A 21725-nucleotide genomic window follows, 5' to 3' on the forward strand; every position below is an offset into this window, starting at 1 on the left:
GGCGATGACAGACAACAGGCATAATGATACTCCTGTCCGGTCATAAAGTCGTGTATACAAAATATTTCTTTGATGCCGCAACAAGTGAGGGCAGCTTCAGGAGATCCCTGGAGAGGAAAAATCCCAATCCCATATATTTATTTTAAATAAAATCCTGTGGAGCTGATTAGCAGTCAGCCGTCTGATGATTTCCCAATTACAAGTCGGGACGTCGCGGACAAATAGGCTTGTATTTTACATATTTAGGGATAACAACAGTTAGAAAGTCGAGAGGAGATAAAGCAAAGATGGAAGATAGAAACGTCAGGCGTGGGGATATTTATCACGCCGACCTCGATCCTGTATTTGGAAGTGAACAGGGCGGTTATCGTCCGGTGCTGGTGATTCAGAATAATATAGGAAATAAATACAGTCCGACAGTGATCGTGGCAGCAATTACTAGTAAAGAAAAAATGAAACTGCCGACACACATTGCAGTCCCGGAAATGGAAGGTTTGGAAAAGGATTCTGTAGTGCTGTTGGAGCAGCTTAGAACTTTAGATAAAAGACGGTTGGAAAATTATGTGTGTACCTTAGATCGTACTGAAATGGAGAAAATCAATAAAGCAATCCGAAGAAGTACCGGGATACCGAAGATAATTGAAAAACCGTTAGTCGTGAGCTTGTGTAGAGTATGTGCAGGCAATTTTTATGAGGTGCCGGGACATTATATCCGGCGGGTGAATCCGGAGCAGCGATATAAGGAATTATGTATGTTCTGCAATGTCCGGAATGGGTACGACTATTATATAGGAAGAAAGAACAAGTAACACGCAAAAGTCAAGTGTGCGATTTGAAAATTCGCACATTGGACGATGTAGACGAAAATGGATATCTTAGTGGTGTACCGTTTTTAGATGTTACACAGCTAAAAACTACCGGTAGTAAAGCGCAAAGATTAGGACGAGGAGGATAACGTCATGGCAATGATAGAGAATGAAATGGAAAAGAAAGTATATAAAGTAGAAGATGTTCAAAATTTGCTTGGGCTGGGATGCTCCAAGGCATATGAATTTATAGAAAATGTTTATTATGACAGAAAACCATTCCGGGTGTTGAAGATTGGCAGATCGTATCGTATCCCATGCAATTCTTTTGATAAGTGGCTGAATGGAGACGAGGAGAGAGAAAGAGTGAGAGCAGAATGAAACAGAAAGAAACGCAGCAGGAGACAATGTCAAAGGAAAAGAGAGTTGTCTTTTTTGAAGGAAAATCATGGTATCACAGAACCAAAGAGCTGCAGGACGATCTGACGACAAAATATGGGAAAAAAGGTGGCTTTGAAACGCCGGAAGAAGCAGAGAAAAGTTACTGGGAATATGAAAAAAGATACCAGAAGAAGCAGAGAGATCTCCAGATTGCAAAAATGCAAAAGACAGATGTAATGCTTGGAGATTATCTGGAATATTGGTTTGAAAATATTTTTAGTCCGAGAATTGAGACAACCACGAGGATGGTTGGAGCATATACGTTATATAATCTGATTCTTCCGAGTATGGAAGCAGATATCAAATTAAAATACATTTCAGTAGAGTATTTAGATGCTCTACTGGAACGTGTTGCAAAAATCTGTCCTTCAGCAGGAAATAAGGGGCGGGAACTTCTGAGTATCGCCATGAAAGATGCAGCAGGAGATAAGTTCATAAGCTATAATCCAGTGCCTGAGACAAAGCCATATCCGAGAGCAAAACCAAAGGTAAGGGTATTAAGCAAAGAAAAATTGAAGGTTTTTCTTGAAGCTGCCAGCAAGAATCCTTGGTATCTGGAAATTTTACTGGGACTGTTTTGTGGATTACGAAAAGGAGAAATTCTTGGATTGAAATTTCAGGATTTTGATTTTGAAAAACAGACCGTCAGAATCAGCAGACAGCTTGTTGGAAACCTGAAACTGAAAGAAAAAGAATTTACGGTTACGGAATATGCAGTTATTGAACGGAATCCAAAGACCGAGAACAGTTATCGGATATTAAGAGTTCCGAAAGTAGTGATGCGGGAAGTGAAACACAGACAACAGTTAATTGATAAGCGTAAAGCAGATATGGGGGTAGCGTACAAGGATTATGATTATGTATCTTGTCAGGAAAACGGTGAACCACGTTCGCTGACAGCAATGAATCAGGCACTCACAAAAATCTGTAAAAGAAATGGATTGCCTAATATCACTGTACATGGACTCAGACACATGTTTGCGACCATTTTGATCGAGCTTGGAGTTCCTTTGTTTAAAATATCTGGTCTGTTAGGACATAGTTCCGTTCATACAACTTATGAATACTATTGTGAGATTATGGACGAGCAGGATAAGATTATTGCGTTTGTAAATAATACGTTTGTACCACAACAAACCGGAACGGAGGGATAGCCATGCATAAGACCTTTGATTTTAAGAAATATGTAGAATATAAGGTCTATTCGGTGACAACAATCAAAAAGGGATATGGATTTCGTGTGTTGCTGACGTTTGCAGACGAAAGTACAAAGACGCAGCAACATGCGGGATTCACGACCAAAAGAGAAGCCAATGCATTTCGTGATGAAGTCATTGGACAGCTACATACCGGAACCTATATTGTGTATGGGAAAATCCGGGTAGAGGAGTTTATGATCTTCTGGCTGGAAGATATTATGCGTCCCCGAATAACAGACGACACATATACAACTTACAAAAGTGCCATTAGGAATTATATTGTTCCACAGCTTGGAAAAATGTATATGTCTACACTGAATCAGGGTTATATCAGAAAATTATATAATACAGTTGCAGAAAAGTACGAATCAGTTGCGAAAAATGTCAGGACGATCATGAAAACATCATTGGAGTATGCATTTAACAAAAATGTACTGGCAACAAATCCAGCGAAGGGAATCAATTTACCGAAAAAAATAAAAAAGACAGAGTATCGTGTCCTGAAAATTGACGAGAAGAAAACATTGACACTTCCGCAGGTGCTTCGGTTGATCGAGGCAAGCAAGGAGACACCGATTCATATGCAAATTCTGTTTGCGGTATTGATGGGACTTAGAAGAAGTGAAATAAATGGTCTGAAATACAGTGATGTCGATTACATTCACAGGACGTTGAGAGTCGAGCGTCAGTTGGGAAAGAAGCCAAACAGTAAAGCAGAAGACTGTGCACCTAAGATGCTGACAAAGCAGGAAATAAAAACAAAAACACCTGCTGGTGTGCGTGAACTTCCAATACCGGATTATGTATTTGAAGCCATTCTGGAAGAACGGAAAACCTATGAGAAGAACCGCAGACGCAGACCAAAAGAGTTCCGGGACTGGAATTATATTTGTTCTTCTACATATGGGAATCCAAGGAGTAAAGGTTTTCATCAGAAATACTATAAAGACTTGTTGAAATCCTTGGATTTGCCTGATATTCATTTTCACCAGTTGAGAAATACCTATGCAACTATTTTGCTGAAGAATAGCTTTAATTCAAAAGGTGTTTCGCATTTATTGGGACATGCTAAGGAAATCATATCAGTAGATGTCTATGGAGATACGCAGGAAATCATAGAAGACTGTCTGGATGTATTGGAACCATTTATTGAAGAAGTTATTCCAAAAGAGCGGAAAAATCAGTATTATGATTATTCAGAAGTGATTGAAATAGACTTAATTCTGGAGGAATATTTCAACGCAGCATGATAAAAAATAGAATAGTAGTAAGATAGAAAAGTACAAATGAGAATCGAACATTTGTACTTTTTTCTTGCTTTCATCTATATACTTTCAAAAAAATGTCTGATATAATAGGGACTGTTACAAGAACAAACAGTAAAAATATGACAGAACCGGAGCCTGGTATCATCAGGTATTTCCGAGTGCTGTTTTATCCGCAAAAATCAGTTTTGTGACTTTTATTCGTAACGAGGTGAAAACAACATCTATTCACCATAAAAATGAGCTTTTCGTTACGAATCCGGATACGAATTTTTGGCTGATATTGGTCATAGTAAAAGTCACAAATGGAGGGATTTACCATGAATGAGTTCAAATTGAAAGCCCCATATGAGCCAACCGGAGACCAGCCACAGGCGATTACAGAGCTTGTGAAAGGCTTCAAGGAAGGCAACCAATGCCAGACTTTACTGGGGGTTACGGGTTCTGGAAAGACTTTTACGATGGCAAACGTGATCCAGCAATTACAAAAGCCGACACTGGTCATCGCTCATAATAAAACACTTGCTGCACAGCTCTACGGAGAATTCAAGGAGATGTTCCCCGATAACGCAGTAGAATATTTTGTCTCCTATTACGATTATTATCAACCGGAAGCATACGTACCGTCGACAGACACCTACATTGCGAAGGATTCCGCCATCAACGAGGAGATTGACAAACTGCGTCTTTCCGCAACTGCGGCACTGACAGAACGCAGTGATGTTATCATTGTATCCAGTGTTTCCTGTATCTATGGTCTGGGAAGTCCGGTGGATTATCAGAATATGATGGTTTCTCTGCGACCGGGCATGGAACGTGACCGGGATGATGTGATCCGGCAACTTATTGATATCCAGTACATGAGAAACGATATGGATTTTCATCGAGGTACTTTCCGGGTGCGCGGTGATGTACTGGAAATTTTTCCGGCAAATAATACAGATACGGCAGTGCGTGTGGAGTTTTTCGGTGATGAGATTGACCGGATTACGGAGATTGACGTGCTGACAGGTGAGATCAAGAGCCGTCTGGAGCATTGTGCGATCTTTCCGGCTTCTCATTATGTTGTTCCGCAGGAAAAAATCAATGAGGCCACGAAAGAGATCGAAAAAGAGATGGAAGAGCGTGTGCGTTATTTTAAAAGTGAAGATAAACTGATCGAAGCACAGCGTATTGCAGAGCGCACGAATTTTGATATTGAGATGTTGCGTGAAACCGGTTTTTGCAGCGGTATTGAAAATTATTCGAGACATCTGGCAGGACTGGAACCCGGGGTTCCGCCTTACACGTTGATGGACTATTTTCCGGATGAGTTCCTGATCATTGTGGATGAGTCTCATATCACCATCCCGCAGGTGCGGGGCATGTATGCCGGAGATCAGTCAAGAAAATCGACACTGGTTGATTATGGCTTCCGCCTGCCTTCTGCAAAGGATAACCGACCGTTAAATTTTGAAGAATTTGAAAGCAAGATCGATCAGATGCTGTTTGTGTCTGCGACACCGAATGTGTATGAGCAGGAGCATGAACTACTGCGTGCAGAGCAGATCATCCGGCCGACAGGTCTGCTGGATCCGTATGTGGAAGTGCGTCCGGTGGAAGGGCAGATTGATGACCTGATCGGCGAAGTTAATAAAGAAACATCTGGCGGTCATAAAGTTCTGATTACGACACTGACAAAGAAAATGGCAGAAGATCTGACCGATTATATGCGTGAGATCGGTATTCGGGTCAAATATCTGCATTCTGATATTGATACGCTGGAGCGTGCAGAAATTATCCGGGACCTGCGTCTGGATGTGTTTGATGTACTGGTTGGAATCAACCTTCTGCGAGAGGGGCTGGATATTCCGGAGATTACTCTGGTGGCGATTCTGGATGCGGACAAGGAAGGATTTCTTCGTTCTGAAACTTCTCTGATTCAGACCATCGGACGTGCGGCGCGAAACAGTGAAGGTCATGTTATCATGTATGCAGATACGATTACGGATTCCATGCGTCTGGCATTGGATGAGACGGAGCGCCGCCGTGCAATTCAGATGGCATATAATGAGGAACATGGTATTACACCGAAGACGATCCGGAAATCTGTCCGGGATCTGATCAGTATTTCCAAGAAGGTTGCGAGGGAGGAGATGCAGCTGAAGAAAGATCCGGAATCTATGAGTAAGAAAGAACTGGAGAAGCTTATTCAGGATGTGGAGAAAAAGATGAAGAAAGCTGCGGCGGAACTGAATTTCGAGTCAGCAGCCCAGCTGCGTGACCAGATGGTGGAACTGAAGAAAATGCTGCAAAAAATTGATTCATAGACTGCAACAGAACTAACACAGTGAAAGAAGAGAGAGTAACAGATATGGCACAACAATATATTAAAATTAAAGGAGCCAATGAGCACAATCTGAAAAATATCGATGTGACCCTTCCAAGGGATAAATTTATCGTGCTGACCGGCCTGTCCGGTTCCGGAAAGTCCTCATTGGCCTTTGATACCATTTATGCGGAAGGACAGCGCCGTTATATGGAATCTTTATCATCCTATGCCCGGCAGTTTCTTGGACAGATGGAAAAACCGAATGTGGAGAAGATTGAGGGACTGTCTCCGGCGATTTCTATTGACCAGAAATCCACAAACCGCAACCCACGTTCTACCGTGGGAACCGTGACAGAAATTTATGATTATTTCCGTCTGCTGTATGCCCGGATCGGTATCTCGCATTGCCCGAAATGTGGGAAAGAGATCAAAAAACAGACAGTAGATCAGATGGCAGATCAGATCATGCAGCTTCCGGAACGGACGAAGATCCAGCTGCTGGCACCGGTGGTGCGGGGCAGAAAGGGGACCCATCAAAAGCTGCTGGACAGCATCAAGCGCAGCGGTTATGTCCGTGTACAGATTGATGGAAGTGTGTATGAACTGACCGAGGAGATCAGCCTGGATAAAAATAAAAAACACAACATTGAAGTGGTGGTTGATCGTCTGGTGGTAAAGGAAGGCATTGAAAAACGTCTGGTGGATTCCATTGAAAATGTTCTGGAACTGGCAGACGGTCTGATGACGGTGGATGTCATTGGCGGGGAACAGATACAGTTTTCCCAGAGTTTTTCCTGTCCGGACTGCGGTATCAGCATTGATGAGATTGAGCCAAGAAGCTTTTCGTTTAATAATCCTTTTGGTGCCTGTCCGGAGTGTTTCGGCCTTGGTTACAAAATGGAATTTGATGAGGATCTGATGATCCCGGATAAGCGTCTGTCTCTGGCAGAGGGAGCAATCCAGGTTATGGGCTGGCAGTCTTCCCGTGATCCATCCAGCTACACTTATGCGATTTTGAAGGCTTTGGCAGAGGAGTATGATTTCGATTTGAATACACCATATGAGGAACTGCCGGAAGCAGTGAGGGATGTGATCCTTCATGGAACAGATGGCAGAAAAGTGGTGGTACATTATTGTGGTCAGCGTGGTGTCGGTGTTTACGACGTAGCATTTGAGGGGCTGATCCGCAATGTGGAGCGTCGTTATCGTGAGACAGGGTCGGATATGACGAAGCAGGAATATGAGACATTTATGCGGATCACGCCGTGTAAAGCCTGCCATGGGCAGCGACTGAAAAAAGAATCTCTTGCGGTTACCATTGCGGATAAAAATATTCATGAGATCACATCCATGTCAGTAAAGGATCTGTGTGTCTTTCTGGAAGATCTGGAACTGACACCACAACAACATCTGATCGGTGATCAGATTTTAAAAGAGATCCGTGCCCGTGTGGGCTTTCTAAAAGAAGTGGGTCTGGAATATCTGACGTTGTCCCGGTCAACGGGAACATTGTCCGGAGGAGAAGCCCAGCGTATCCGCCTGGCGACACAGATCGGTTCCGGTCTGGTGGGCGTTGCCTATATTCTGGATGAGCCAAGCATCGGTCTGCACCAGCGTGATAATGATAAGCTTCTTGCGGCATTAAAGAATCTGAAAGATCTGGGCAATACACTGATCGTTGTGGAACATGATGAAGATACTATGCGTGCAGCGGATTATATCGTGGATATCGGACCGGGAGCCGGAGAACATGGTGGAGAAGTCGTGGCGGCCGGCACCGTCGAGGATATCATGGCATGTGAAAAATCACTGACAGGTGCATATCTGAGTGGCAGACGGATCATTCCGGTACCGGAGCAGCGAAAAGAGCCGACCGGGTTTATTACCGTCCGCGGTGCTAAGGAGAACAATCTGAAAAATGTGGATGTGAAGATCCCATTGGGAGTCATGACCTGTGTGACAGGAGTGTCAGGCTCCGGAAAAAGTTCTCTGGTCAATGAGATTTTGTACAAGCATCTGGCGCGGACACTGAACCGTGCACGTTGTATTCCGGGTAAACACAGAGGTATTGATGGCCTGGAGCAGTTGGATAAAGTCATCTGTATTGATCAGTCGCCAATCGGAAGAACACCGCGTTCCAATCCTGCGACTTATACCGGTGTGTTTGATCAGATCCGTGATCTGTTTGCAGCAACGCCGGATGCGAAAGCACGGGGCTACAAAAAAGGGCGTTTCAGCTTCAATGTCAAAGGGGGACGCTGCGAGGCATGTTCCGGTGATGGCATCCTGAAGATTGAAATGCATTTTCTGCCGGATGTGTATGTACCTTGTGAAGTATGTCAGGGAAAACGGTATAACCGTGAAACACTGGAGATCAAATATAAAGGAAAAAGCATATATGATGTGCTGGACATGACTGTTGAGGAGGCATTGACCTTTTTTGAAAATGTGCCGTCTGTTCAACGGAAGATTCAGACACTGTACGATGTGGGACTGTCTTATGTACGGCTCGGTCAGCCTTCCACAACACTGTCCGGCGGAGAAGCACAGCGTATCAAACTGGCAACCGAGCTGAGTAAACGGAGCACCGGAAAAACTATCTATATTCTGGATGAGCCTACGACGGGACTGCATTTTGCGGATGTGCATAAACTGATCGAAATTCTGCACCGACTGGCAGATGGTGGAAATACGGTGGTTGTTATCGAACACAATCTGGATGTTATCAAGACTGCGGATTATATCATTGATATGGGGCCGGAAGGTGGCGATGGCGGCGGAACGGTGATCGCAGAAGGTACACCCGAACAGGTGGCGGAGAATCCGATTTCCTATACCGGAAAATATGTGAAGAAATATCTGTAATTCTTCCGGGAAAAGTGTGAATCATGCTTGCAGGAATGAACACTTTTGGATACCAATCTGTTTGGCGGGAAGCCAGGCATGAGAAGAATAGAGCATGGAAAAGATGTTTTTCGAATGGCTCTGAAGAAGTATTAATAACAAAAGGCACCGCATCCGCGGTGCCTGAATATTCGGGGAGTACTTCCCGGACTTGGGGGATCCGGGAAGCTTGAGTTATGAAAAATTTATTATAAAAAGCGTAAGCCTTTTATAATCGATTACGAGTGTTAGTATAAAAAGAGAATGTGTCCATTCTGTGATAAAAATGCGAACATTTTGGAAAAAAAGAATTACTTTTCCTAAAAAAATATTAAGAAATGGTTAAATCATCGTCGATTTCTCTGAAAAGAAAAAAAACACTTTGAAAAATGCAATTATTTGTATATAATAAAAACGCGTATGCCGATTCATCTTCTGAAAAGAGTTCGGCGAAAATGAATTTTAAGTAAGATTGATAAATGTATTAGAAGCATGAGCAGTAAAAATAGAAGCATAAGATAGGAAAGGAGAAAATGAGATGATTTCAACTGATATTGGAATTGATTTAGGAACAGCAAGTATTCTTGTTTATGTCAAAGGCAAAGGCGTTGTATTAAAAGAGCCGTCTGTTGTAGCATTTGACCGTGATACAAATAAAATAAAAGCAATTGGTGAGGAAGCAAGACTGATGCTTGGAAGAACACCGGGAAATATCGTGGCAGTACGACCGCTGCGTCAGGGTGTTATTTCTGATTATACGGTAACTGAAAAAATGATGAAATATTTCATTCAGAAGGCCGTTGGCAAAAAAAGCTTCCGTAAACCGCTGATCAGTGTCTGTGTGCCGAGTGGTGTTACAGAGGTTGAAAAAAAAGCTGTAGAAGATGCGACATTCCAGGCTGGAGCCAGAGATGTAAAAATCATCGAGGAGCCGATTGCAGCAGCAATCGGAGCTGGTATTGATATTTCCAGACCATGTGGAAATATGATCGTAGATATCGGTGGTGGTACGGCAGATATCGCTGTTATTTCACTGGGAGGTACCGTAGTAAGTACATCCATCAAAATTGCTGGAGACGATTTTGATGAAGCACTGGTACGTTACATGAGAAAGAAACATAATCTTCTGATCGGTGAGCGTACCGCAGAGGATATCAAGATTAAGATTGGTACATGTTATCCGTTGCCGGAGCCGATGACACTGGATGTCAGAGGACGAAACCTGGTAACCGGACTGCCGAAGACCGTGACCGTTTCTTCCGAGGAGACAGAAGAAGCGCTGCGAGAGGCGACCATGCAGATTGTAGATGCCGTACACAGTGTCCTGGAGAAGACACCGCCAGAGCTGGCAGCCGATGTGGCAGACCGTGGAATCGTTCTTACCGGAGGCGGAGCACTGCTTCGTGGACTGGAAGAACTGATCGAGTCACATACCGGAATCAATACCATGACAGCAGAGGATCCGATGACCTGTGTTGCCATTGGAACCGGAAAATATGTAGAATTCCTTTCCGGAAAAAGAGATGAGCAGTAAGTAATGAGAGAGACAGTCATCAGGCTGTCTCTTTTGCTTAAACAGGGAGAATTATGGAAACAATCACCGGATTTGTAGAACATATCGTATATCGGAATGAAGAGAATGGATATACAGTTTTAAATTTGGCATCCAATGAAGAGGATGAGGTTACCTGCGTGGGTGTGTTTCAGATGATCAGCGAAGGAGAAAGTCTGGAGTTGACCGGGGAATATACGGTACATCCTTCCTATGGTCCGCAGTTCAAAGTGCAGCAATACAGTATCAAAGCACCGGAGGATATTGCTTCGATTGAACGATATCTGGGATCGGGAGCGATCAAAGGTGTCGGAGCAGCGCTGGCAGCACGGATTGTGCGGAAGTTCAAAGAGGATACGTTCCGTATTATTGAGGAAGAGCCGGAGCGTCTGGCAGAGATCAAGGGCATCAGTGAACGAAAAGCGCAGGAGATCGCACAGCAGACAGAAGAAAAGCGAGAATTACGTCAGGCAATGATCTTTTTACAGAATTACGGGATATCATTGTCACTGGCGGTAAAAATATACCAGACATATCAGTTGGATATGTATCGGATCATTCAGGAAAATCCTTACCGGATGGCGGAGGATGTGACTGGCGTTGGTTTTAAAATTGCGGATGAGATTGCCCATCGGGTAGGGATCCATCTGGACTCGGATTTCCGTATTCGCAGTGGGATCATGTATGTGCTTCAGCAGGCTTCGCTGGAAGGACACACGTATCTGCCGGAAGAATTGCTCACCCGCAGGGCATGTGAACTCCTTGGAGTGGATGCTTCCGGGGTGGAAAAGCATTATATGGATATGGCCATTGATCGGAAACTGATCCTGAAGCAGTCGGAAGCAGAAGTACAGATTTATGCGTCCACATTTTATTATATGGAACTTAATGTGGCAGTGATGCTGCGGGAACTGAATGTAAAATACGATTTTTCGGAAACTGCGGTGGAGCAGAGAATCCGTAAAATCGAGCAATTATCGGAACTGGAATTAGATGAGATGCAGCGCACCGCTGTAAAGGAAGCGGTACGGAGCGGACTGTTAGTTATCACCGGAGGACCTGGTACCGGAAAGACTACGACGATTAATACGATCATTCAGTATTTTGAATCAGAAGGCATGGATATTGCATTGGCAGCGCCTACCGGCCGTGCAGCGAAGCGGATGAGTGAGACCACCGGTTACGAGGCAAAAACAATTCACCGGCTGCTGGAGCTGTCTGGCGGCATGGATGAACATGCAGGTTTCGAGCGGAATGAACAGAACCCATTGGAGACAGACGTCATTATCATCGATGAGATGTCTATGGTAGATATCACGCTGATGCATAATCTGCTAAAAGCTGTTGTGGCAGGAACCCGTCTGATCCTTGTGGGGGATGTGAACCAACTTCCGAGTGTCGGTCCGGGCTGTGTGCTGAAAGATATCATCGATTCCCATGCATGCAATGTGGTGCGGCTGAACCGGATTTTCCGACAGGCATCGGAGAGTGATATTATTGTCAATGCCCACAAGATCAATCGGGGGGAACCGGTTTCTCTGGATAATAAAAGCAGGGATTTCTTTTTCCTGAAACGGTATGATGCCAACGTGATCATCAGTATCTGTATTCAGCTGATCCGGCAGAAACTGCCAAAGTATGTAAACGCATCGCCATTTGATATCCAGGTGCTGACTCCGATGCGGAAGGGGCTGCTGGGAGTAGAACGTCTGAATACGATTTTGCAGCAGTATCTGAATCCGCCGGATGGAAAAAAGGCAGAGCGGGAACATGGGCAGACAATTTTCCGTGTGGGCGACAAGGTTATGCAGATTAAAAATAATTATCAGGCAGAGTGGGAAATCCGGAGTCGTTATAATATTCCAATTGAAAAAGGTCTGGGTGTGTTCAACGGTGATATGGGAATCGTTCGGGAAATCAACAGTTTTTCTGAGACACTGACCGTAGAATATGAAGAACGCCGGATGGTGGAATATCCTTTTAAAGAACTTGATCAGCTGGATCTGGCTTATGCCATTACGATACATAAATCCCAGGGAAGTGAATATCCGGCAGTCATTATCCCGTTACTGACGGGGCCTCGGATGCTTATGAACCGCAATCTGCTTTATACCGCAGTGACCAGAGCCCGTAAATGTGTAACGCTGGTGGGAGACGAGAAAGCCTTTTACAATATGGAAGCAAATGTAAATGAACAGAAACGTTATAGTGGTCTGAGAGACCGCCTGGAGGAATTATAAAGTTTGAAATTCTGGAAATGCTTAGACTATTTATATCCACCCCGTTGTCCGGTGTGTGGTGAAATCAGTTCCGATGGTATCTGTCCGGTGTGCACAAAGAAACTTTTTTTTGTGAAAGAGCATTACTGTATGAAATGCGGTAAGCCTCTGGAAGCAGCAGAAACAGAATACTGCAGGGACTGCAGCAGACGGCAGCATGCTTTTGTCCGTGGAAGAGCACTGCTGTCCTACCGTGGTCCGGTAAAATTATCGCTGTATCGTATGAAATATGGCAATCGGAGAGAATACGCGAGGGTGTATGGACAGACCATGGCACACAGACTGGGACCGTGGATCTGTCAGTGCGGTATCGGGCTGATCATTCCGGTTCCGCTGCATCCGTCGAGAAAACGGAAACGCGGATATAATCAGGCGGAATGGCTTGCAAAAGGGATATCGGATGTATTGCATATTCCGGTGGATACGCACACTTTGTACCGGGTGCGGCGGACAAAACCGCAGAAAAAACTGAATGACATCGAGAGAAAGCAGAATTTGCAAGGGGCTTTTTCTGTAAAATGTGCATTGCCGCCGAATGCCTGTATTTTACTGGTGGATGATATTTATACTACCGGAAGCACCGTGGATGAAGCAGCCCGATGTCTGCAAGCAGCGGGGGAGTGTAAGGTGTATGTGGCAGCGGTTGCAATCGGGGGATAAAAAACTTTTCTTGCATGGCGATTTATGTTATACTCGTCATAAAGTATATCAGATGTGAGATGACTCCCACCTTTATAGGTGGTGAGTAGCAAGAATGCCGAGGGCATTCTTGAATGAGTAAAAATGGGTGAAGAATATGATCAATCAGGATAGAGTCCGGGAAATGACCAGATCGTCCATTCTGGAGAGTGGGGTTGGCGAACGAGAATTGAAAATCAGCACATATCGGCGGAGTGATTATGTGATTTTTGAGATGGTCAAAGGATTTTTCTTTGGAACAATCTGTTTTTGTACTGTGTTGCTGCTTTGGGGCTGTTCCAGATGGGACATATTTAACCAGTGGCTTTCAGATATTCATTATGGGACACTGTTAAAGCAGTTATTGATTTTTTATGGAATATTTATGGCAGTATATCTGGTAATCTGTGTTGCCGTGGCAATTCACCGGCATAAGGTGTGTCGGGAGCGACGCAATCTGTATCTGCATTTTCTGCACCGATTGAATAAATCCTATCTTGCTGAGGAAAAAGCAGGGGAAGAGTAGGATTGTCAGGAGGAAACAATGGTTCAACTTTTGAAAATAAAAGAACACATCTATCGTTTTATCGGAAAATATGAGATCTATGCAATGGCAGTCTTTCGGTTTCTGGTTGCTTTTCTGGCATTTTCGCTGATCAATCATCAGATTGGTTATATGGACATTTTAAAAGAGTATCCGATTGCACTGCTCTGTGCATTATTGTGTTCATTTTTGCCTTCCGGCATGATGCTGTTTTTCGGTGCACTGCTCATATTGCTGAACTGTTATGCACTGTCACTGGAGTTATGCGGTATTGTGGCATTGATCTTTGTGGCTCTTTTTTGCATTTATTATCGTTTTACCAGCAAAAAAGGCATTTATACGGTACTGACTTCAGTACTTGGAATTGCAGGTATTCCCTATGTAATGCCGGTGGCAGCAGGAATTCTTGACCGGATATATACGGTAGTAGCAGTTGTATGTGGAGAGTTTGTATACTTTCTGTTAAAAAGTGTGAATCAGAATGCAGCACTTTTTTCAGCCAAAGAGACTATTACAAAGAAAAGTGTGGTGACACTTGCCGTGCTGCAGATTTTTACCGATAAAGAGATGTATTTCTATCTGGCAGCATTTGCAGCAGCGGCAGTTATCGTTTCCTGTGTCAGAAGACTTAGTGTGGATCATGCAAGAACGATTGCAATCGTCCTCGGTATTGCCGTGCAGCTTGGCGTGATTTGCAGCGGTGAGATTTATCTTGGTGAGACAGGTCGGATCGTGCGGGTAATCCTGGGCTGTATGGTATCGCTGGTTATTGCACTGGTGCTTGATTTTATGATCCTCAGTGTGGATTATAGCCGGGTGGAGCATACACAGTTTGAAGATGATGAATATTATTACTATGTCAGAGCCGTTCCGAAGGCTTTTGTATCAGTGGAGGATAAGCAGGTCAAGCATATCAATGCTAAACGGACAAAGAAGCGGAAGAGTACCCGTGGAAAAAAAGTAAACTCTGTTCATGTGAATACCGAGAAAGAAATCGGAGATGAACTGGAGGAACAAGTTCTGAAAGAACTGCATGATAAATAGAATAAACGCAGGGATAATGAGCAAGGAGAGGAAGTGAAAAAATGCGGGAGATTGGATCAGCATTATATGCATTTATGGATAAATATCTTTCCTGGATTGATAAACCGAAGATAGGACCGACAGATATTATAGAGATCATTATTATTGCTTTTGTACTGTATCATGTTATGGTATGGGTGAAAAATACACGGGCATGGATGCTGTTTAAAGGAATTATCGTGATCCTGATATTCCTTTTGCTGGCAGCGTTGTTCCAGATGAACACGATCCTGTGGCTGTCGGGAAAAGTTGTAAATGTTGCAGCGATCGCACTGGTCATTATTTTTCAGCCGGAGTTGCGAAATGCACTGGAACGGCTGGGCAGGAAGAATTTTCTTACCGCGTTTTTTAATTTTGATTTTCAGAAGTCAAATCCGGTGCGTTTTTCCGAGAAGACGATCAACGAGATTGCGAAAGCCTGTTATGAGATGGGCAAGGTGAAAACAGGTGCGTTGATTGTTATTGAACGTGATGTGATGCTGAACGAGTATATCCGCACCGGAATACCTCTGGATTCTCTGGTTTCCAGCCAGCTTCTGATCAATATTTTTGAACATAACACACCGTTGCATGACGGTGCAATCATTGTGCGGGGAGACAGGATCGTGTCTGCGACCTGCTATCTGCCCTTATCGGATAATATGGAACTTAGTAAAGAACTGGGAACCCGTCATCGTGCCGCTGTTGGTATCAGCGAGGTCAGTGATTCTATGACTATTGTTGTATCAGAAGAGACAGGAGCTGTTTCCTTGGCCGTGGAAGGTACTCTGTATCGTAATATTGATACGAATTTCCTGAAAAGTAAGCTGAGATTTGCAGCAAAACTTTCGAAGGACACCGAACCGTATCTGACAAAACTGAAAAGGAGGCTGAAACATGTTGCGCAAACTGACAAAGCGGATTACAAATAATTTCGGTCTCAAAGTGCTGGCAGTTGTATTTGCAATTGTCATCTGGTTGGTAGTTGTAAATATTGAAGATCCGGAAAAAACAAAGGGATTTACAATCCCGGTAACAATAGAGAACAGTGACTACCTTACTGATATGGGAAAGACATATGATATTCTGAACAATTCAGACAAGATTTCCTTTACAGTTACCGGTAAACGCTCAATCATTGAAGAATTATCAGATTCTGATTTTACCGCAGTGGCAAATATGGAGAATGTGAATGATGAACTGACCACCGTTCCGGTCAGTGTGGCTGCTTCCCGTTATTCGGGGCAGATTGAGATCAATAAGCGGGATGCAACGTTAAAAATCAGTGTGGAGAATCTTAAAACTGAGAAATATGCGGTGAAAGTTGTGACTAAGGGTACCCCGGCGGCATATTGTTATGTGGAGACTGCGACCGCGGATCCTAAAAAAGTGACCATCACCGGTCCGGAATCCGTTCTGAGTCAGATTGCAACTGTGGAAACAATCGTGGATGTCAGTGGTGTCGGGGAAGATATGGCAACAAACAGCAAGGTTGTTCTGCTGGATGAAGCCGGAAATGAGATTCCTCAGGATCGTCTGACATTGAACCGTACGTCGGTGGCGGTAGATGTGAAAATTACAATGGGAAAATCGGTGCCATTGAAATTTACTACAAATGGAACCCCGGCAGACGGATATCGGTATGAAAAAGCAGAATGCAGCGTTTCCAGCGTTAAGCTGGTGGGCAGCAGTGAAGCACTTGCCGGTATCAGTGAATTGGAAATCTCCGGGTCACAGATGAGTATTGCGGGGGCGACATCAGATGTGACTGCCGGTGTAGATCTGACGAAATTCCTGCCGGATGGAGTGGAACTGGCATCAGATCAGCAAAAACAGATCAATGTGACACTGGTTATAGAAGGAAAAACGGCAAAGGCTTTTGCTGTTCCGGTGAAGAATATCACAGTGAAGAATCTACCGTCAAATCTGTCCATGCAATTTAATGCAGATACCGTGACGGTGAACATTCTGGGATTTGCTGAGGATTTTGCAGATATCAATCCGGAATCTATCACAGGAACTATTGATGCTTCCGGATTTAACACCGGAGTTCTGGCAGCGGAAGTAAAGCTGGATGGAAATTACAGTGTCAGTGAGACCATATATACGGCTGTTACCGTGACGGAAAAATCATCTTCCGGAAACAGTGGAAGTGACAGTAATTCAGAAGGAGCAAACAGCTCTTCACAGTAAAATAAGGATAAGAAGAAACACCTAAGATGTATTTGGAGGGGATACAAGATGGTTTGTCAGAAAGTAAAAATTAAAAATCCTGCGGGACTGCATCTGCGTCCTGCGGGAAAATTATGCGACGAGGCGATCAAATACAAATCAAAGATTTCTTTTCAGAGAGGAACAATGATTACAAATGTAAAGAGCCTTTTGAGTGTGCTGGCGGCAGGCATTAAGTACAATGATGAGATTGAATTTGTCTGTGAGGGAGAAGATGAAGAAGAAGCGCTGGCAGGAATTGTATTAGTGATACAGAACGGTTTGGGGGAATAACAGGAAAAGAGGAAAATCGTATGGACCATTTGGATGAACTGGAAGCAGAAGCAATATACATCATGCGGGAGGTGGCAGCACAGTGTGAAAAGCCGGTGATGCTTTATTCTATTGGAAAAGATTCATCTGTGATGCTGCATCTTGCCCTGAAAGCATTTTATCCGGAAAAACCGCCATTTCCGTTTTTACATGTAAATACTACATGGAAATTTAAGGAAATGATTGCATTTCGTGATAAAGTAGCTGAACAATATGGTATTGAAATGCTGGAGTATATCAATGAGGAAGGTGTACGCCAGGGGATCAATCCATTTGATCATGGCGCAGCCTACACGGATATCATGAAGACGCAGGCTCTGAAACAGGCATTAAATAAATATGGATTTACTGCAGCTTTTGGTGGCGGCAGAAGAGATGAGGAAAAGAGCCGTGCGAAAGAACGTATTTTTTCTTTCCGTAATGCGGAGCATGCCTGGGATCCGAAAAATCAGCGACCGGAGATGTGGAAACTGTATAATACAGAGATCAACAAGGGTGAGAGCATCCGGGTATTTCCTATCTCCAACTGGACAGAGAAAGATATCTGGCAGTATATTAAGCGGGAAAATATCGATATTGTCCCGCTGTATTTTGCGGCAGAGCGGCCGGTGGTTGAACGTGATGGTAATTTGATCATGGTAGATGATGAACGTATGCGTCTGCTTCCGGGGGAAAAGCCCATGATGAAGAAAGTACGTTTCCGTACACTCGGCTGTTATCCGCTTTCCGGCGGGGTGGAGTCGGATGCCGATACCCTGGATGCCATTATTCAGGAAACATTAAGTGCGGTATCTTCTGAGCGTACCAGCCGTGTTATTGACAAGGATGGTGGAGCGGCCAGTATGGAGAAACGGAAAAGGGAGGGCTATTTCTAGGATGAATGCGTTATTAAAATTTATCACATGTGGAAGTGTGGATGATGGAAAATCTACACTGATCGGACATATGCTCTATGATGCAAAACTGCTTTTTGCGGATCAGGAACGCGCGCTTGAGCTGGATTCCAAAGTGGGATCCAGAGGTGGTGAAATAGATTACAGTCTTTTGCTGGACGGGCTGATGGCGGAGCGGGAGCAGGGAATTACCATTGATGTTGCTTACCGTTATTTTACGACAGAGCGCCGTTCTTTTATTGTGGCTGACACACCGGGACATGAAGAATATACGCGAAATATGGCAGTAGGAGCTTCCTTTGCCGATCTGGCGGTTATTCTTGTAGATGCAAGCCAGGGTGTGTTGACACAGACCAGACGCCATACCAGAATCTGTTCCCTGATGGGAATTAAGCATTTTGTATTTGCCGTAAACAAAATGGATCTGATCGATTTTGAACAGGAAAAATTTCAGAAGATCCAGAAGGATATAAAAGTGCTGCTGGCAGAGTTTGAGTACAGCACTGCGCAGATGATCCCGGTATCTGCAACCGAAGGAGATAACATTACAAAACGTTCTGTGCATATGCCATGGTATACGGGAAAGACATTGTTGGATTATCTGGAAACCATTAATGTAAAAGAGAATCCGGCAGAAACAGGGTTTACCATGCCGGTACAGCGTGTCTGCAGGCCGAATCATACGTTCCGCGGATTTCAGGGACAGATTGAGAGCGGGAGCGTTTCTGTGGGAGATGCCATTAAGGTACTGCCAAGCGGTGAATCTGCGAAAGTGACGTTGATTTATGAAGGCGATAAAGAAGTGCAGACCAGTGCCACAGGACATGCAGTCACTATTCAGCTGGATACGGAGATTGACGTCTCCAGAGGCTGTGTACTGATCAGAGATACTTCATTGAACGTAAATTCCATGTTTGCCGCGACTCTGTTGTGGATGGATGATGTGAAATTGCTGCCAGGCAGAAATTTCCTGTTAAAGCTTGCCACACAGAGTGTTCCGGCGACTATTATGAAGATCCGGTATAAGATTGATGTCAACACCGGAGAAGAAGTATATGCGGATGCGATTTACAAAAATGAGATTGCGTTGTGTGAGATTTCCACGGCATCCAAGCTGGTATTTGATGAATTTGAAAAAAATAATGCACTGGGTTCTCTGATTCTGATTGACCGTGTGTCCCATATGACGTCGGCCTGTGGAATCGTGGAACATACATTGAACAGAGAGAATCAGCTGACCTGGCACAATATGGATATTACACGGAGTTTCAGGGAGGAACAGCTGGGGCAGACTGCAAAAACAATCTGGTTTACCGGTCTGTCAGGTTCTGGAAAATCTACGCTGGCAAATGAATTGGAGAAACGTCTGGCTGCTATGGGCAAACATACGATGCTGCTGGATGGTGACAATGTCCGGATGGGATTGAACAGAAATCTTGGTTTTCGTGAGGCTGACCGGATTGAGAATATCCGTCGGATTGCAGAAGTGTCCAAGCTGATGAATGATGCTGGTCTGATCGTGCTGACTTCTTTTATCTCACCTTTTGCACAGGATCGCCAGAATGCCCGTGAAATCATCGGAGATGCATTTATGGAAGTATACGTAAGCACTCCGATGGAAGAATGTGAGCGCAGAGATGTCAAGGGATTATATAAAAAGGCCCGGAAAGGGGAACTGGATCATTTTACCGGTGTGACCAGTCCGTATGAAGTACCACAGCATGCCGATGTCGTGATCGACACCAGCAAATTCAGTGTGGAAGCTTGCGTGGATCAGATTTTGGAACAGCTGAAAAATCAGCTGTAACTTATATAAAATGATATAATCATGAAGTGAACCCAAAATGGAAAGGAATTAAAATGGGAAGATATTTTGGAACTGATGGTTTCCGTGGTGAGGCCAACAAAAATTTAACAGTGGAACATGCATACAAAGTGGGTCGTTTTATCGGATGGTACTATCATCAGATGACAGGAAAAAAATGTAAAGTGGTAATCGGAAAAGATACCAGACGTTCCAGCTACATGTTTGAATATTCTTTGGTAGCTGGTCTGACAGCATCCGGGGCAGATGCATATCTGCTTCATGTAACGACTACACCATCTGTTTCTTATGTGACAAGAACCGAGGATTTTGACTGCGGTATTATGATTTCTGCCAGCCACAATCCGTTCTATGATAATGGCATCAAGCTGATCAATGGAAACGGCGAGAAGATGGATGAGAAGACGATCTCCTATATTGAGGATTACATTGATGGCAAATTGAATCTGTTCGGGGAAGAGATGACAGATGTACCGTTTGCAGTCCGCGAAGAAATCGGATGCACCGTTGATTATGCAGCAGGAAGAAACCGCTATGTGGGATATCTGATCTCACTGGCAACTTATTCTTATAAAAATATGCGTGTGGGACTGGACTGTGCAAACGGAAGTTCCTGGATGATCGCAAAGAGCGTGTTTGATGCACTGGGAGCAAAGACCTATGTCATCAATGCAGAGCCGGACGGAACGAATATCAATAACCATGCAGGTTCTACTCATATTGAAGTGCTTCAGAAATTTGTAAAAGACAATAATCTGGATGTTGGATTCGCATATGATGGCGATGCAGACCGTTGTATTGCAGTGGATGAAAAAGGAAATGTTGTTGATGGAGATCTGATTTTGTATATTTATGGAAAATATATGAAAGAGAGAGGAAAATTATTAAACAATACCGTCGTTACCACGATCATGTCCAATTTTGGTCTGTACAAAGCTTTTGATGAAGCAGGTATTAACTACGAGAAGACAGCTGTTGGAGACAAATATGTCTATGAAAATATGGTTCAGAACGGTCATCGTATCGGTGGTGAGCAGTCTGGACATATTATTTTCAGCAAATATGCAACAACCGGTGATGGTATCCTGACTTCTATGAAGATGATGGAAGTAATACTGGCAAAGAAGCTGCCGCTGAGCAAGCTGGCAGAGCCTGTTACCATTTATCCGCAGGTGCTCAAAAATGTAAGAGTAAAGAGCAAACCGGAAGCGCAGAATGATCTGGATGTACAGGAGGCTGTGGCAAAAGTGGCAGAAATGCTTGGTGATACCGGAAGAATTCTGGTTCGTGAGAGTGGCACAGAGCCGGTGATCCGTGTCATGGTAGAAGCTGAGACAGAAAGCCTCTGTGAAAAATATGTGGATCAGGTGATCGATGTGATCAAATCCAAGGGGCATATAGCTTAAAAAAGAATACCGGATGTGAAATGCACAGAAGAAAAAT

17 protein-coding genes are annotated in these 21725 nt (G+C 44.0%); all 17 read left to right on the forward strand.

The annotated features are described in order from the left end of the window. Positions 1 to 287: 287 nt before the first annotated feature. The 17 genes from ACIRUQ_RS15095 to glmM all read left to right on the forward strand — a co-directional run bounded on the left by ACIRUQ_RS15095 (position 288) and on the right by glmM (position 21688). Positions 288 to 809 carry a type II toxin-antitoxin system PemK/MazF family toxin gene (locus ACIRUQ_RS15095; RefSeq protein ID WP_055290339.1) on the forward strand — a complete coding sequence of 174 codons (522 nt, stop codon included), beginning with the start codon at positions 288 to 290 and terminating at the stop codon, positions 807 to 809. A gap of 150 nt (positions 810 to 959) precedes the next feature. Beyond that, positions 960 to 1187 carry a helix-turn-helix domain-containing protein gene (locus tag ACIRUQ_RS15100; RefSeq protein ID WP_055290338.1) on the forward strand — a complete coding sequence of 76 codons (228 nt, stop codon included), beginning with the start codon at positions 960 to 962 and terminating at the stop codon, positions 1185 to 1187. After that, positions 1184 to 2401, forward strand: coding sequence for a site-specific integrase (locus tag ACIRUQ_RS15105; RefSeq protein ID WP_055290337.1), 1218 nt, complete (start codon positions 1184 to 1186; stop codon positions 2399 to 2401). Before ACIRUQ_RS15100 ends, ACIRUQ_RS15105 begins: the two co-directional genes overlap by 4 nt. 2 nt (positions 2402 to 2403) lie before the next feature. Continuing rightward, entirely contained in the window at positions 2404 to 3696 is a 1293-nt protein-coding gene (locus ACIRUQ_RS15110) for a site-specific integrase (RefSeq protein ID WP_021739056.1), read from the forward strand. 335 nt (positions 3697 to 4031) lie between these two features. Next, positions 4032 to 6020, forward strand: a complete 1989-nt coding sequence (gene uvrB, locus ACIRUQ_RS15115; RefSeq protein WP_055290336.1) for an excinuclease ABC subunit UvrB — start codon at positions 4032 to 4034, stop codon at positions 6018 to 6020. A 44-nt stretch (positions 6021 to 6064) separates the two neighbouring features. Further along, complete coding sequence (gene uvrA / locus ACIRUQ_RS15120; RefSeq protein WP_055290335.1) at positions 6065 to 8887, forward strand: excinuclease ABC subunit UvrA; 2823 nt, start codon at positions 6065 to 6067, stop codon at positions 8885 to 8887. 556 nt (positions 8888 to 9443) lie between these two features. Continuing rightward, positions 9444 to 10439, forward strand: a complete 996-nt coding sequence (locus tag ACIRUQ_RS15125) for a rod shape-determining protein (RefSeq protein WP_021740650.1) — start codon at positions 9444 to 9446, stop codon at positions 10437 to 10439. A gap of 53 nt (positions 10440 to 10492) precedes the next feature. Beyond that, positions 10493 to 12697 (forward strand): ATP-dependent RecD-like DNA helicase, encoded by a 2205-nt coding sequence (locus ACIRUQ_RS15130; protein ID WP_022035993.1) that lies wholly within the window; start codon positions 10493 to 10495, stop codon positions 12695 to 12697. A gap of 3 nt (positions 12698 to 12700) precedes the next feature. Continuing rightward, entirely contained in the window at positions 12701 to 13396 is a 696-nt protein-coding gene (locus tag ACIRUQ_RS15135; protein ID WP_055290333.1) for a ComF family protein, read from the forward strand. A 163-nt stretch (positions 13397 to 13559) separates the two neighbouring features. After that, positions 13560 to 13940, forward strand: a complete 381-nt coding sequence (locus ACIRUQ_RS15140) for a hypothetical protein (protein ID WP_404856507.1) — start codon at positions 13560 to 13562, stop codon at positions 13938 to 13940. An 18-nt stretch (positions 13941 to 13958) separates the two neighbouring features. Continuing rightward, positions 13959 to 15002, forward strand: coding sequence for a hypothetical protein (locus ACIRUQ_RS15145; RefSeq protein ID WP_022035990.1), 1044 nt, complete (start codon positions 13959 to 13961; stop codon positions 15000 to 15002). A 41-nt stretch (positions 15003 to 15043) separates the two neighbouring features. Beyond that, positions 15044 to 15952, forward strand: a complete 909-nt coding sequence (gene cdaA / locus ACIRUQ_RS15150; RefSeq protein ID WP_022035989.1) for a diadenylate cyclase CdaA — start codon at positions 15044 to 15046, stop codon at positions 15950 to 15952. Beyond that, the gene (locus tag ACIRUQ_RS15155; protein WP_022035988.1) at positions 15918 to 17213 is read left to right on the forward strand and encodes a YbbR-like domain-containing protein; all 1296 of its coding nucleotides are present in this window, start codon (positions 15918 to 15920) and stop codon (positions 17211 to 17213) included. The genes cdaA and ACIRUQ_RS15155 overlap by 35 nt, the downstream gene beginning before the upstream one ends. 48 nt (positions 17214 to 17261) lie before the next feature. Further along, positions 17262 to 17525, forward strand: a complete 264-nt coding sequence (locus ACIRUQ_RS15160) for an HPr family phosphocarrier protein (protein ID WP_021740657.1) — start codon at positions 17262 to 17264, stop codon at positions 17523 to 17525. A gap of 20 nt (positions 17526 to 17545) precedes the next feature. After that, positions 17546 to 18439 (forward strand): sulfate adenylyltransferase subunit CysD, encoded by an 894-nt coding sequence (gene cysD, locus ACIRUQ_RS15165; protein WP_021740658.1) that lies wholly within the window; start codon positions 17546 to 17548, stop codon positions 18437 to 18439. Between the two features lies 1 nt (position 18440). Continuing rightward, a complete protein-coding gene (gene cysC, locus ACIRUQ_RS15170; protein ID WP_022035987.1) occupies positions 18441 to 20264 on the forward strand; it encodes an adenylyl-sulfate kinase in 1824 nt (607 codons plus the stop codon). A 53-nt stretch (positions 20265 to 20317) separates the two neighbouring features. Continuing rightward, positions 20318 to 21688 (forward strand): phosphoglucosamine mutase, encoded by a 1371-nt coding sequence (glmM, locus tag ACIRUQ_RS15175; RefSeq protein ID WP_022035986.1) that lies wholly within the window; start codon positions 20318 to 20320, stop codon positions 21686 to 21688. Positions 21689 to 21725 lie beyond the last annotated feature (37 nt).

Origin of the sequence: Eubacterium ramulus, assembly GCF_045002895.1 — a bacterium.
GTDB lineage: Bacteria > Bacillota > Clostridia > Lachnospirales > Lachnospiraceae > Eubacterium_I > Eubacterium_I ramulus.